The sequence below is a fragment of the Pseudomonas floridensis genome, assembly GCF_002087235.1.
GTDB lineage: Bacteria > Pseudomonadota > Gammaproteobacteria > Pseudomonadales > Pseudomonadaceae > Aquipseudomonas > Aquipseudomonas floridensis.
The window spans coordinates 1-12,758 of sequence record NZ_MUIO01000061.1 but is presented as its reverse complement, the minus strand read 5'-3'; the positions used below and the strand labels follow the sequence as shown (position 1 = coordinate 12,758).

At 61.0% G+C, this 12,758-nt stretch carries 12 protein-coding genes and 1 riboswitch; of the genes, 3 read left to right on the top strand and 9 right to left on the bottom strand.

Features of this window, described 5'->3' with window-relative positions; genetic code table 11:
- Positions 1 to 121: 121 nt before the first annotated feature.
- Positions 122 to 1,531 carry an adenosylhomocysteinase gene (gene ahcY, locus BZK31_RS15630; RefSeq protein ID WP_083183864.1) on the bottom strand — a complete coding sequence of 470 codons (1,410 nt, stop codon included), beginning with the start codon at positions 1,529 to 1,531 and terminating at the stop codon, positions 122 to 124.
- A gap of 23 nt (positions 1,532 to 1,554) precedes the next feature.
- Positions 1,555 to 1,665: riboswitch (S-adenosyl-L-homocysteine riboswitch) on the bottom strand.
- 277 nt (positions 1,666 to 1,942) lie between these two features.
- On the opposite strand from ahcY, the gene BZK31_RS15625 reads away from it, so the two are divergent.
- Positions 1,943 to 2,338: an acyl-CoA thioesterase gene (locus BZK31_RS15625; RefSeq protein ID WP_083183863.1), complete on the top strand. Its 396-nt coding sequence runs from the start codon at positions 1,943 to 1,945 to the stop codon at positions 2,336 to 2,338.
- 83 nt (positions 2,339 to 2,421) lie between these two features.
- Here BZK31_RS15625 and otnI read toward each other — a convergent pair whose 3' ends face one another.
- From otnI to BZK31_RS15585, 8 genes are all read right to left on the bottom strand, one after another.
- A complete protein-coding gene (gene otnI / locus BZK31_RS15620) occupies positions 2,422 to 3,204 on the bottom strand; it encodes a 2-oxo-tetronate isomerase (RefSeq protein WP_083183862.1) in 783 nt (260 codons plus the stop codon).
- A gap of 22 nt (positions 3,205 to 3,226) precedes the next feature.
- Positions 3,227 to 4,684, bottom strand: coding sequence for a GntT/GntP/DsdX family permease (locus BZK31_RS15615; RefSeq protein WP_083183861.1), 1,458 nt, complete (start codon positions 4,682 to 4,684; stop codon positions 3,227 to 3,229).
- Positions 4,685 to 4,846: 162 nt separating this feature from the next.
- Positions 4,847 to 5,485 (bottom strand): 3-oxo-tetronate 4-phosphate decarboxylase, encoded by a 639-nt coding sequence (gene otnC / locus BZK31_RS15610; protein WP_083183860.1) that lies wholly within the window; start codon positions 5,483 to 5,485, stop codon positions 4,847 to 4,849.
- Positions 5,485 to 6,774, bottom strand: coding sequence for a 3-oxo-tetronate kinase (otnK, locus tag BZK31_RS15605; protein ID WP_083183859.1), 1,290 nt, complete (start codon positions 6,772 to 6,774; stop codon positions 5,485 to 5,487). Before otnK ends, otnC begins: the two co-directional genes overlap by 1 nt.
- 10 nt (positions 6,775 to 6,784) lie before the next feature.
- Positions 6,785 to 7,690 carry an L-threonate dehydrogenase gene (gene ltnD / locus BZK31_RS15600; protein WP_083183858.1) on the bottom strand — a complete coding sequence of 302 codons (906 nt, stop codon included), beginning with the start codon at positions 7,688 to 7,690 and terminating at the stop codon, positions 6,785 to 6,787.
- A gap of 791 nt (positions 7,691 to 8,481) precedes the next feature.
- On the bottom strand, positions 8,482 to 9,303 hold the full coding sequence (locus BZK31_RS15595; RefSeq protein WP_083183857.1) for a DeoR/GlpR family DNA-binding transcription regulator: 822 nt from the start codon (positions 9,301 to 9,303) through the stop codon (positions 8,482 to 8,484).
- A gap of 105 nt (positions 9,304 to 9,408) precedes the next feature.
- Positions 9,409 to 10,182, bottom strand: coding sequence for an L-iditol 2-dehydrogenase (locus tag BZK31_RS15590; RefSeq protein ID WP_083183856.1), 774 nt, complete (start codon positions 10,180 to 10,182; stop codon positions 9,409 to 9,411).
- 42 nt (positions 10,183 to 10,224) lie between these two features.
- Positions 10,225 to 11,532: an ABC transporter substrate-binding protein gene (locus BZK31_RS15585; RefSeq protein WP_083183855.1), complete on the bottom strand. Its 1,308-nt coding sequence runs from the start codon at positions 11,530 to 11,532 to the stop codon at positions 10,225 to 10,227.
- On the opposite strand from BZK31_RS15585, the gene BZK31_RS29475 reads away from it, so the two are divergent.
- Positions 11,525 to 11,698, top strand: a complete 174-nt coding sequence (locus BZK31_RS29475) for a hypothetical protein (RefSeq protein ID WP_157900750.1) — start codon at positions 11,525 to 11,527, stop codon at positions 11,696 to 11,698. The genes BZK31_RS15585 and BZK31_RS29475 overlap by 8 nt on opposite strands.
- Positions 11,699 to 11,906: 208 nt before the next feature.
- Positions 11,907 to 12,758 (top strand): AraC family transcriptional regulator (locus tag BZK31_RS15580; protein ID WP_083183904.1); only part of this gene is annotated, 852 nt, incomplete at its 3' end.

Genomic DNA, 12,758 nt, shown 5'->3' with positions numbered 1-12,758 from the left:
TATCAACGAAAGACGGGTGACAGATCAAATGCCTTCGCGGACAAGTCCGCTCCTACAGTTCATTGACTGCTGCGAGCGTGTGCGCAGCGTCAGAAACGCCGCGCACGCTCACACAGATCAATCAGTAACGGTAGGCGTGTGGCTTGAACGGACCTTCGACGGTCACACCGATGTAATCGGCCTGTGTCTTGGTCAGTTTGGTCACGACGCCGCCGAAACCGCGGACCATTTCCAGGGCCACTTCTTCGTCGAGTTTCTTCGGCAGCACTTCAACGGTCAGACGCTCGGCCTTCTTGGCTGGCGACAGATCGGCGTACTTCTGCTCGAACAGGAAGATCTGCGCCAGAACCTGGTTGGCGAACGAACCGTCCATGATGCGGCTTGGGTGACCAGTGGCGTTGCCCAGGTTCACCAGACGGCCTTCGGCCAGCAGGATCAGGTAGTCATCGTTCTGGGCGTCGAATGCGCCAGGACCGGTGCGATGGATTTTGTGAACCTGTGGCTTCACTTCTTCCCACGCCCAGTTCTTGCGCATGAAGGCAGTGTCGATTTCGTTGTCGAAGTGACCGATGTTGCAGACCACGGCACGCTTTTTCAACGCCTTGAGCATGTTGGCGTCGCAGACGTTGACGTTACCGGTGGTGGTGACGATCAGGTCGATCTTGCCCAGCAGAGCCTTGTCGATGCAGGCTTCGGTGCCGTCGTTTTCGCCGTCGATGAACGGGGAGACCAGTTCGAAACCGTCCATGCACGCTTGCATCGCGCAGATCGGGTCGACTTCGGTCACTTTGACGATCATGCCTTCCTGACGCAGGGACTGGGCCGAGCCCTTGCCCACGTCACCGTAGCCGATCACCAGCGCCTGCTTGCCGGACAGCAAGTGGTCGGTGCCGCGCTTGATGGCGTCGTTCAGGCTGTGGCGGCAGCCGTACTTGTTGTCGTTCTTGCTCTTGGTCACCGAGTCGTTGACGTTGATGGCCGGGATTTTCAGCTCGCCCTTGGCCAGCATGTCCAGCAGGCGGTGTACGCCGGTGGTGGTTTCCTCGGTGACGCCGTGGATCTTGTCCAGCATCGCCGGGTATTTCTTGTGGATGATCTCGGTCAGGTCGCCGCCGTCGTCGAGGATCATGTTGGCATCCCATGGCTGACCGTCCTTCAGGATGGTCTGCTCGATGCACCACTCGTACTCTTCTTCGGTCTCGCCTTTCCAGGCGAACACAGGGATGCCGGCAGCGGCGATTGCGGCAGCGGCCTGGTCCTGAGTGGAGAAAATGTTGCACGACGACCAGCGCACTTCGGCACCCAGGGCAACCAGGGTTTCGATCAGCACGGCAGTCTGGATGGTCATGTGGATGCAGCCGAGGATCTTCGCGCCTTTCAAAGGCTGCTCACCGGCATACTTGCGGCGCAGACCCATCAGGGCTGGCATTTCGGATTCGGCGATGATGGTTTCGCGACGGCCCCAGGCTGCCAGGGAAATGTCGGCAACCTTGAAATCGTTAAATTCTGCGGGCGTGATTACAGCACTCATTGAGAGTCTCCATTCCATAAAAATGCGAATGGGCGCCGTTGTGCGTTTAAGGCTTGCCGATCGAGCATCGACCGGTCAAACAACGCCCCATCCGAGCCTGACAGGGAAAACCTGCTGCAGCGCCCCTCGGACAGGTGGCGGGAACGGCATCAGCGTGGATGGCCGTTTGAAACGGTTGGCAGTATAGCCGCGCTGGCGATTCTTCCCAAGACTTTCTGTCGGTTTGCGAGCGTCTGGGTCGGCGTCTGGCGATAAGTGCTTGGGCCTCAGGCGCTTACGGCTTCTATCAAAATGAGCCGGTCGCAGTGCGTCAATCGTCACGATACACAGTCACAATGGGCGCGGGCATGGGCGCGAGCGGCTGGCTCTGCCATGATGCGGTTCTCTTATCGAAGACGCTCAGGAGTGAACATGAATTTCCATACCCGCAAGTGGGTCAAGCCTGAAGACCTCAATCCCAACGGCACCCTGTTCGGCGGCAGCCTGTTGCGCTGGATCGATGAAGAAGCGGCCATTTACGCCATCGTTCAACTGGGCAATCAGCGTGTGGTGACCAAGTACATTTCCGAGATCAACTTCGTCAGCGCTTCGCGCCAGGGCGACATCATCGAGCTGGGGATCACCGCCACCGAGTTTGGCCGCACCTCGATCACTCTCAAGTGCCAGGTCCGCAACAAGATCACCCGCAAGAGTATTCTGACCGTCGAGAAGATGGTGTTCGTCAATCTGGGCGAGGATGGCCAGCCTGCACCGCACGGCCGCACGGAAATTCGCTACATCAAGGATCAGTTCGATATTCCGGAGTGAGTTTCTCATCCTGAGCGAACGCTTGATCAGAGCCGACCGGGACGCAGAGCCTCCCGGGGGCCTGTGCACACGCTCAGGTGGTTTTACTTGCCCTGTAACTGACGCAACCACGCCAGCCCCTGGCTGGTGTCACCCTTGGGGCGGTACTCGCAGCCTATCCAGCCCTGATAGCCCAGCTCGTCGATGACGTCGAACAGGTGTTGGTAGTTGAGTTCACCCAGGTCCGGCTCGTTGCGATCCGGCACGCCAGCGATCTGGATATGGCCGATCCCGGCAAAATCACGACGCAGCTTGCTGGTCAGGTCGCCTTCGACAATCTGGCAGTGATAGCAATCGAACTGCACTTTCAGGTTGTCCGCGCCCACTTGCTTGCAGATCTCCTGCGCCTGATCCTGGCGGTTGAGGAAGAAACCCGGCATGTCACGCGTGTTGATCGGTTCGATCAGTATCGTGACGCCAGCGGCCCTGGCCTGCTCGGCCGCGAACGCCAGGTTCTCCAGATAGACCGCCTGATGACGCTCACGCAGGTCTTCGCTGGGCAGCAAGCCCGCCATCACGTGAACCCGGTCATTGCCCAGCACCTGTGCGTACTCCAGCGCGCGCTCGATGCCGCTGCGAAATTCAGCTTCGCGACCCGGCAGCGTGGCAATGCCTCGTTCGCCCGCATCCCAGTCGCCCGGTGGCGCATTGAACAGCGCCTGCACCAGGCCGTTGTCGCTCAGGCGCTGCTTGAGTTCCTGTGGCGTCCAGGCATAGGGAAACAGGTACTCGACCGCGCCGAAACCGTCGGCGGCGGCTGCGGCAAAGCGCTCAAGGAAGTCATGCTGCGGGTAGAGCATGCTGAGGTTGGCGGCGAAACGAGGCATGTTAACTCCAGTCTTCAAAGGGTCAGACGAATGGCCAAAGCAGCAGGGTAATCACGAAGCCCAGTGTGCCCAGCAGCGTGACCAGTACGGTCCAGGTGCGCAAGCCGTCGGCGACGTTCAGGCCTGCCAGCTTGGTGAACATCCAGTAACCGGCGTCATTGATGTGCGACATCGCCAGACCGCCACCGCCCATGGCCAGACACAGCAGGGCCAGGTGGTTGGCGCTCAGGTCCAGGGTCGCGATCAGGGGGCTGAGAATGCCTGCGGTGGTTACCAGCGCAACCGTGGTCGAACCTTGCACGGCGCGCAGCAGCAGGGTCAGTAAAAAGCCCAGCGCCAGCACCGGCAGGCCCGTGTTGCGCAGCGCCTCGGAGACGACCGCGCCGATACCGGTGTCGACCAGCACCTTGCCGAACACACCACCGGCACCGGCGATCAGAATCACCATCGCCACACCCGGCAGTGCCGAGCCGATCACGTCGGAAACCTGCGTGCGGCTCCAGCCACGGCGCGAACCCAGCAGCCAGGCGCACAACAGGGTGTCGATCAACAGCGCAACCAGCGGCGCGCCCAGTACGGTCAGGATGGCGCGTAATGTGGAGTCGGCGGGCAGCAGGGTGGTCGCCAGCGTGCCCATCAGGATCAACACGATGGGCAGCAGAATCAGGGCGATGATCAGGCCGAAACCCGGTGCGGGCGCAGGCGGCAGCTTGCTCGCCAGACTGCTCGCGCTTTCCTCGGCGCCCAGGGTGCGGGTTTCGGTGGCTTCGCGCACGTTCGAATAATCGTTGCGCGCCCAGGCTTCCAGGTCTTCATTAGTGACGTGCGGGCCATAGACTTCGGCGCGGATATCATCGGTCATCGGGTAGGTTTTGCGGGTCATGCGCCCGGCCACGAAATAACCGATCACGCACAACACGGCAACAATCGGAATGCCCAGCATCAGCACGCGACCCAGGTCTGCGCCCAACTGGCTGGCGGCTGCGACAGCGCCCGGATGCGGCGGCAGAAAAGCGTGTACTGCCAGCAAGGCCGCACACATCGGCAGGGCGAAGATCATCAGCGGTTTGCGGGCGGCACGCGCCACACCATAGGCCAGCGGCATGAGGATGATCACGCCGACTTCGAAGAACACCGGAATACCAACCATGAAACCGGCAACCGTCAGCGCCAGTGGCGTGCGCTTGTTGCCGAAGCGGTCAATCAGGGTTCTGGCCAGTGCCTCGGCACCCCCGGAGAGTTCGATGATGCGTCCGATCATCGCGCCCAAGGCAATGATGATCGCAATGTGGCCGAGGGTCTTGCCCATGCCGCCTTCAATCGTGGCGACCAGATCGGCAGGCTTAACGCCCGCAACCAGCGCCACGATGATGCTTACCAGCATCAGTGCGACGAAGGGCTGGAATTTGTACTTCAGGACCAGAAACAACAGCAGTGCGATGCCCGCACCGGCGATGGCCATCAACATGATTGGCGTCATGCCTGCGCGCTCCCATTAAAAGAGACGATGGGTGACAGCGAGCGAATCCGAACAAAAGCGGGGTGTGGGTAAGTCATGCTCTCGATTCCTGTTGTTATTGTTTTCCGGCCACGCCGGGGTTGGCCAAGAGGCGCGACGCGCCTCCCGATCAATGGGTTTCGGTTACCAATCGGCGCCGAACACCTGCCGCAGTTCTTCCAGAGCCTCAGGTGCCAGCGGTGCAGGTTTGGGATTCGTCATCAGCCACAGGCGCGCCGTTTCCTCGAGTTCTTCCAGGGCGTAGCAGGCCTTGGCGACCGAGCTTTCCCAGACCACTGGGCCAAGACGCTCCAGCATCACGCCGCGCACGCTGTTGGCCAGTTGCGCGACCTGCTCGGCCACTTTGGGCGAGCCGGGACGCTCGTAGGCAATCAGCGGAATGTGCCCGACTTTCATGACCTGATAGGGCGTCAGCGGCGGCAGAATGTCGTCTTCACGCCACACGCCCGCGAGGGTCAGCGCCACCAGATGCGTGGAGTGGGTGTGCACCACGCCGCCGACCTCCGGGTTGCGGTCGTAGACTTCACGGTGCAGCGCCAGGGTTTTGGACGGCTTGCTGCCGGACACCCATTCGCCCGCCAGATTGACCTTGGCGATATCGGCCGGGTCCATGCGGCCCAGGCAGGCGTCGGTGGGTGTGATCAGCCAGCCATCGTCGAGACGGGCGCTGATGTTGCCTGCGCTGCCGACCGTGTAGCCACGGCCATACAGCAATCGGCCGACATCGCAGATTTCCTGACGCAGCGCGTTTTCGTCGATCATCAAACGTCCCCCGCCAGTTGCTTGAGGGCCTTGGCGAAGAAATCGCGTGCGCCGAAGTTGCCGGATTTCAGCGCCATTGCCAGCGGTTGCTGACCGTGGCTGAACGTGGCAGGCACGCCCGGATCGATCTGAGCGCCGATCTGCAGCAATTGCACGCCAAGCGCCTGAACCACTGCGCCGGAGGTTTCACCGCCTGCGACCACGAAGCGTCGTACGCCTGCGTCCAGCAGCCCTTTGGCTATCTGGCCCAGCGCGTCTTCGACCATCGCGCCGGAGCGTTCGACACCCAACGTCTTCTGCACCGTTTTGACTTCGTCCGGCGTGCTGGTCGCGTAGATCAGCACGGTTTGCCCAGCGTCTTTGGCGAACGCAATGGCTTGTTCCACGACCGGCTTGCCAGCCGCCAGATCCAGCGGGTTGATGCGCAGGGCAGGGCGGTTGCCTTCCAGCCAGGCCGCGACCTGACCGTTGGTGGCGACCGATGCACTGCCCGCCAGCACGACTTCACCGCCGTCGACCTTGATTTGCCTGGCTGCGTCGATGTCACGCAGCTTGCCCGCCTTGCGGAAATTGCCTGGCAGGCCGAGCGCCAGACCCGAGCCGCCGGTCAGCAGCGGCAGATCGGCGCAGGCTTCACCTAGTGTGTACAGATCGGCATCGGACAGCGCATCGGCAATCGCCATGCTCACGCCTTCGGCACGCAGTTCGGCAATCTTGCTGCGCACGCTGTCGACGCCTTTGGCGACAGTGTCATAGCGCAGCAGGCCGACCTTTTGAATGGTCTGCGCTTGCAGCACGCGGACCAGATTGGCGTCGGTCATTGGCGTCAGCGGGTGATTCTGCATGCCCGATTCGCTGAGCAGCTGATCCTGCACGAACAGATGGCCCCGGAAAATCGTGCGGCCGTTTTCCGGGAACGCCGGGCAGGCCAGAGTGAAGTCGCTGCCCAGTTGTTCCATCAGCGCTTCGCTCACCTGGCCGATGTTGCCCGCGGCGGTGGAGTCGAAGGTCGAGCAGTATTTGAAGAAAATCTGCTCGCAGCCACGTTCGCGCAGCCATTCCAGCGCGGCCAGCGATTCGGCGACAGCGTCAGCCGAAGGCGTGGTGCGCGACTTGAGGGCGATGACGATGGCATCGGCATTCAGACCGGCAGCCATTTCAGCGCTGGGAATACCAATGCTCTGCACGGTACGCATGCCGCCGCGTACCAGCATGTTGGCCAGGTCGGTCGCGCCGGTGAAATCGTCGGCAATGCAGCCCAACAGCGGGCGAGAGTCATTCAGGCTCATCAAAGGCTCCTCAGGCTTTATCGGTCTTGGCTTTCGGCAGTTCGATGCCCGGGAAAATCTTGATCACGGCGGAGTCATCCTCGCGGCCGAACCCGGCGCTGGAGGCCTGCATGAACATCTGGTGGGCGGTGGCCGAAAGTGGCAGCGGGAATTTGCTGCTGCGGGCGGTATCCAGCACCAGGCCCAGGTCCTTGACGAAGATGTCGACGGCCGACAGCGGCGTGTAGTCGGCGTTGAGGATGTGCGGCACGCGGTTCTCGAACATCCACGAGTTACCGGCGCTGTTGGTGATCACTTCGTACAGGGCGTCGGCATCGACCCCTTCGCGCAGGCCCAGCGCCATGGCTTCGGCGCTTGCGGCAATGTGCACGCCGGCGAGCAACTGGTTGATGATTTTGACTTTCGAGCCCAGGCCGTGAACGTCGCCCAGGCGATAGACCTTGCCGGCCATACCGTTGAGGATCGCTTCTGCCTTGGCGTACGACTCGGCCGGGCCGGAAGTCATCATGGTCATCTGGCCGGAAGCGGCCTTGGCTGCGCCGCCGGAGATCGGGGCATCGAGGTACAGAAGATGTTGTGCGGCCAGACGCTCGCCCAGCTCGACCGCGAACGTCGGCGCGACAGTGGCGCAACCGATCACCAGGCTGCCGGGACGCAGCGCGGCGATTGCGCCGTTCTCGCCGAACAGCACGGTTTCAGTCTGCTCGGCGTTGACCACCACGGTGATGATCACATCACAGGCAGCCGCCATGGCGGCCGGGGATTCACATGCAACACCACCTTCCTGCGCGAACGCCTCGGTCACGCTGGTGCGCACGTCGCAGGCATGCACATTGAAACCGCTGCGCAGCAACGAACGGGCAATGCCCAGACCCATCGCACCCAGGCCGATGACGCCAACATTCTTAGTGTTCATGCAGTAATCCTCAAAGTCAGTGTCCGGGCCTGTGACGCTGGCTTTCGGACGTTATTGTTCTGATCTGTGAATCGGACAGTGAATCAATGAGTAAATAATGTGAAGTATTTTTATTTTTCACATAAATTAACATTGTAGGGTTTTTTTGATTGGGTTGGGGAAAAGCGGGAGTGAGCGCGCTCGCGAAGGCGGTGGAGCAGGCGCTGCATCTTCAGTGAATATACGGGCCCATTCGTGAGCAAGCTCACTCCCACGGATGGTGCGGTGACCAGTGAGGGCGAGCTTGCGGAGTACGGGGTCTGAACAGACCTCTTCGTGGACAAGTCCACTCCCACAGCGGTCCACCGGTCAGGCACGTACCCGTGGGGGCTGACTTGTCCACTCCAACAGAGGTCCACAGGCATGTGCTCGTGGGAGCCAACTTGTCCGCGAAGAAGGTCTATCCAAGGAGTAGTCAAAGACAGCAAGCTCACTCCCACGGATGGTGCGGTGACCAGTGAGGGCGAGCTTGCGGAGTACGGGGTCTGAACAGACCTCTTCGTGGACAAGTCCACTCCCACAGCGGTCCACCGGTCAGGCACGTACCCGTGGGGGCTGACTTGTCCACTCCAACAGAGGTCCACAGGCATGTGCTCGTGGGAGCCAACTTGTCCGCGAAAAAGGTCTATCGAAGGGGTAGTTGAATAAAGTTGGCTCACTCCCACAGGCCTGCACCTGAGTACGACAAGTAGGAGCGAGCTCGCTCGCGAAGGCGGTGGATCAGGCGCAGCATCTTCAGTGAATAAAAGGGCCTAGCGCTTGCCGCCAACCGGGGCGAGCAGCAGTTCGATGCGCTGTTTTCGGATGCCGTCGGCGGCGGCTTCGGCCAAGGCGGCATCGGTGATGATGGTGTCGAACTGATCGAGCCCGGCCACCTTGTACATGCCGAAGGTGCCGTATTTGGAGCTGGTCGCGACCAGCACGGTCTGCGAGGCTGACTGCATGGCCGCCTGCTTGACTTCGACTTTCAGGGCCGATGGTGTGGTGGTGCCGCGTTGCAGGTCCCATGAGCTGGTGGACATGAACGCCACGTCCGTCGCCAGTTGCCGCAATGTAGCGGCCGCCAGCCCGCCGACGCTCGAACGGTTCGGGTGGTCGAGCAGGCCGCCGGTGTGAATCACATCCACATGCCCCGCATCGGCCAGTGCATTCACCACACCGAAATCATTGGTCACCACCGTCATGCCCGACAACGCAACGATGTGCGGCACGATTTCCAGCGTGCTGGTGCCGGCATCCAGATAGATCGTCATGTCCGGATGCAGCAGACTCGCCGCCAACCGTGCCATGCCCTGCTTGTGCGGCAGTTCCACCACGGCCTTGGACTGATGACTGGGTTCGCTGTGCACCTGGCTTGCGATACGCACGCCGCCGGTTACCGAATAGGCGCGCCCTTCCTGTTCCAGCAACGCGATGTCACGGCGGATGGTCATGTGCGAGCAGTCGAACATCTCCATCAACTGATGCACGCTGAGCACCTGATGCTTGCGTAACTGGCGCAGCATCAGTTCCCGGCGCTGATCGGGGATCATCGGTGTGCCGCCGGAAATGGCGAGCTCCTCTTCGGTGGACATTGCAGCTCCTGTGCTTCGGTGATGCCGCGGATCACAACGTGCGGTCCGGGCATCTTAGCCAATCGCCCCATCAATGGAAGTGGCGACCGGCTTTTGTTCACAGGATCAGCTCATCCAGTTGCCTCCATCGACGTTGTAGGTCTGCGCCACCACGTATTCGCTGTCCGCCGAGGCGAGAAAGATTGCCATGCCGGTCAGGTCGTCCGCCGTGCCCATGCGACCGAACGGCACCTGTTCGCCGACCAGCTTTTTCTTCTCGCCCAGCGGCCGGTTTTCGTAGCGGGCGAACATCGCATCGACGCCATCCCAGTGTTCGCCATCCACCACGCCGGGTGCGATGGCGTTGACGTTGATGTGATGCTTGATAAGGTCCAGACCGGCCGATTGGGTCAGGCTGATGACTGCCGCTTTAGTCGCGCAATACACCGCCACCAGCGCTTCACCTCGGCGGCCTGCCTGACTGGCCATGTTGATGATCTTGCCGCCGTGCCCCTGAGCGATCATCTGTCGGGCTGCGGCTTGCAGGGTAAACAGCGTGCCGGCGACATTGATCGAGAACAAACGCTCGAAGCTCTCGCGGGTGATGTCGACAATAGGCGCCAGATCGAACATCGCGGCGTTGTTGATCAGGATGTCCAGCTTGCCCGTCTGTGTCACCACTGCCGCAATTGCCTGATCGATGGAGGCCTGATCGGTCACGTCCATTTTGACCGCATAGGCGTTCGGTCCCAGTTCGTTGGCGGTGGCCTGCGCGCGTTCCAGATTGATATCCGCGATGGCCACCGTCGCGCTTTCCCGGATGTACGCCTGCGCAAAGGTGCGCCCGATACCGCGGGCCGATCCGGTGATCAGCGCGCTTTTACCTTCCAGTCTTTTCATGAGTCGTGATCCATCTTTAAAGTGTGTCGAAGGGGCTGCGGATTACTTCGGATACCCGGCGCGCTTCATCTCCCGTTCAGTCACGGCCTGCGCGGCGGCGAGGGTCTGCTCGACCGAGGTCTGGCCGGTCAGGGCGGCGGTGAACAGTTTGCCGACCGAGGTGCCGATGGCCTGAAACTCCGGAATGGTCACGTACTGGATGCCGACGTAGGGCACCGGCTGGGCGGATGGTTGCGCCGGGTCTGCGTGCTGCATCATTTGCAGGGTCACTTTGGCGAACGGCGCCGCCTGCAGATAGGCATCGCTGTAGGTCGAGGCGCGAGTGCCTGGCGGGACGTTGCTGATGCCGTCCTTCTCGGTGACCAACTGGATGTATTCCTTCGACGTCGCCCAGGTGATGAACGCCTTGGCGGCATCTTTGTGCCTGGAGGAAACCGGGATTGCCAGCGACCATGCGTACAGCCAGGAAGAACCCTTGTCAGTCGCTTCGGTCGGCGCCGGTGCAAAGCCGACGCTGTCGACAACCCGGCTTTGCTCCTTGTCGGTTGTAAAGGAACCCGCCACGCTGGCGTCCACCCACAGCGCGCATTTGCCACTGTTGAACAAGGCCAGCGTTTCGTTGAAGCCATTGCTGGTCACCCCGGGCGGGCCGTATTTTTTCAGGGTGTCCACGTAGAAATTCGCAGCCTTGGTCCACTCCGGGCTGGTCAGTTGCGGCTTCCACTGCTCATCGAACCAGCGTGCGCCGAATGCATTCGCCATGGTGCTGAGCAACGCAATGTTTTCGCCCCAGTCAGCCTTGCCACGCAGGCACATGCCATACAGGCCTTTGTCCGGCTGATGCAGCTTTGCGGCAAATTCGCCCAGTTGGGTCCAGATCGGGTGTTCCGGCATGCTCAGGCCGGCCTGCTTGAACAGGTCTGTGCGGTAGTACGTGATGGTGCTTTCGCCATAGAACGGCAGGGCGTACAGCGTATTGTTGACCGAAAGGCCCTGACGCACGGCGGGGAAGATGTCTTGCAGGTCGTATTCGGGCGGCAATCCGGAAATCGGCTCCAGCCACTGTTTGGCGCCCCACAGCGGCGTTTCATAAGTGCCGATGGTCAGCACATCGAACTGACCGCCCTGGGTCGCGATGTCGGTGGTCAGGCGCTGACGCAGGACGTTTTCTTCCAGCACCACCCAATTGAGCTTCACGTCGGGGTGCTGTTGTTCGAACAGTTTTGATAGCCGCTGCATGCGGATCATGTCGCCGTTGTTCACGGTGGCGATGGTCACCGTTTCAGCCGCGTGGCTGACCAGTGCGAAGGAAAGACCAGCGGACAGCAAAAGCGCGTTGTGAATGTTCATCGTCGTGCTCTCCACTCCGCGCCGGGTAACGACGGGAGCTGTTATTTTTGTTGTTGACCATGGCTGGAGAACGGCCCTCGATGGGCGCTATGTGGAACTGAGCCTGCTCGTGAACCTGTCCATGCCGCAGCCATGGGGACGGATGGATTACAGCAGTCGGCAATGACCCGGACAAACGCAGGGTGAATCCCCGACCGATACTTTTTTAACCGCAGGCACTCCAGTCGTCTGAAATCAAAAAAGTATCAGCGCCGGGCGTTCTCACTGCTAGCGGGTCGGGGGCGGGACGGCGTATGTTGAGCGCCTGCGAAGCGCCCTTGGCAGCAAGAGGCGCCTACAACAAGAAGCACCCAAAACAAAAAAAGGGGCATCCGATGCCTGACAGCCGAGCAGCTCTTTTCGAGCAGCGTCCTGCGGAACTGGAAGTCATTCTTCCCGAGCCTGATCAGTGCTTTCGCTGGTACGAGCACGACTATCCCTACGATCTGGCGCGCTGGAATCATCATCCCGAATTCGAGATTCACCTGATCCGGCACGGCAGCGGCAAGCTGGTCGCGGGCGACTACATTGGTGAGTTCGGCGCAGGCCATGTGGCGCTGATCGGGCCCGACCTGCCCCATGACTGGATAGGTGATGTGGTGCCGGGAGAGCATTTGCGTGGGCGTGACGTGGTGTTGCAGTTCGATGGCGCGGCCCTGCTCGCGTTGCGCAATACGCTGCCGGAGCTGGGCGAACTGCAGCGGTTGTTCGAGCAGGCGCGTCGTGGCCTTGAATTCACGGGAGCCAGCGCCGTGCAGGCAGCCCGATTGCTGGAAAGCATCGGTGCTGCGCAAGGGTTGGAGCGGCTGATCCTGTTTCTGCAACTGATCAACACACTGCTGAAAGCCCCGGCGCAGGAAGCGCACCTGCTCGCCAGCAGTTGTTACGCGCCGACGCTGGATGCCCGCAGTTCCGAGCGCATCAATAAAGCGTTCGACTATTTGCTAACCGAGCTGACCAACGATATTCGCCTGTCAGTGATTGCCCGACGTCTGGACATGACAGATCCCGGTTTTTCGCGCTTTTTCAAGCGTATTACCGGTCACGGTTTCATCGATCTGATGCGCAAACTGAGGATTCAGCGCGCCTGCCGACTGCTGTTGCAGTCCGACATGTCGGTGTCGGACATCTGTTTCGAGGTCGGTTACGCCAATCTATCCAATTTCAACCGACACTTTCGTGTTGAA

What these genes read in the sequence shown, in the direction of transcription:
- ahcY (WP_083183864.1), bottom strand. Translation starts at nt 1,531, where the DNA reads ATGAGTGCTGTAATCACGCCCGCAGAATTTAACGATTTCAAGGTTGCC.
- BZK31_RS15625 (WP_083183863.1), top strand. Translation starts at nt 1,943, where the DNA reads ATGAATTTCCATACCCGCAAGTGGGTCAAGCCTGAAGACCTCAATCCC.
- otnI (WP_083183862.1), bottom strand. Translation starts at nt 3,204, where the DNA reads ATGCCTCGTTTCGCCGCCAACCTCAGCATGCTCTACCCGCAGCATGAC.
- BZK31_RS15615 (WP_083183861.1), bottom strand. Translation starts at nt 4,684, where the DNA reads ATGACGCCAATCATGTTGATGGCCATCGCCGGTGCGGGCATCGCACTG.
- otnC (WP_083183860.1), bottom strand. Translation starts at nt 5,485, where the DNA reads ATGATCGACGAAAACGCGCTGCGTCAGGAAATCTGCGATGTCGGCCGA.
- otnK (WP_083183859.1), bottom strand. Translation starts at nt 6,774, where the DNA reads ATGAGCCTGAATGACTCTCGCCCGCTGTTGGGCTGCATTGCCGACGAT.
- ltnD (WP_083183858.1), bottom strand. Translation starts at nt 7,690, where the DNA reads ATGAACACTAAGAATGTTGGCGTCATCGGCCTGGGTGCGATGGGTCTG.
- BZK31_RS15595 (WP_083183857.1), bottom strand. Translation starts at nt 9,303, where the DNA reads ATGTCCACCGAAGAGGAGCTCGCCATTTCCGGCGGCACACCGATGATC.
- BZK31_RS15590 (WP_083183856.1), bottom strand. Translation starts at nt 10,182, where the DNA reads ATGAAAAGACTGGAAGGTAAAAGCGCGCTGATCACCGGATCGGCCCGC.
- BZK31_RS29475 (WP_157900750.1), top strand. Translation starts at nt 11,525, where the DNA reads ATGTTCATCGTCGTGCTCTCCACTCCGCGCCGGGTAACGACGGGAGCT.
- BZK31_RS15585 (WP_083183855.1), bottom strand. Translation starts at nt 11,532, where the DNA reads ATGAACATTCACAACGCGCTTTTGCTGTCCGCTGGTCTTTCCTTCGCA.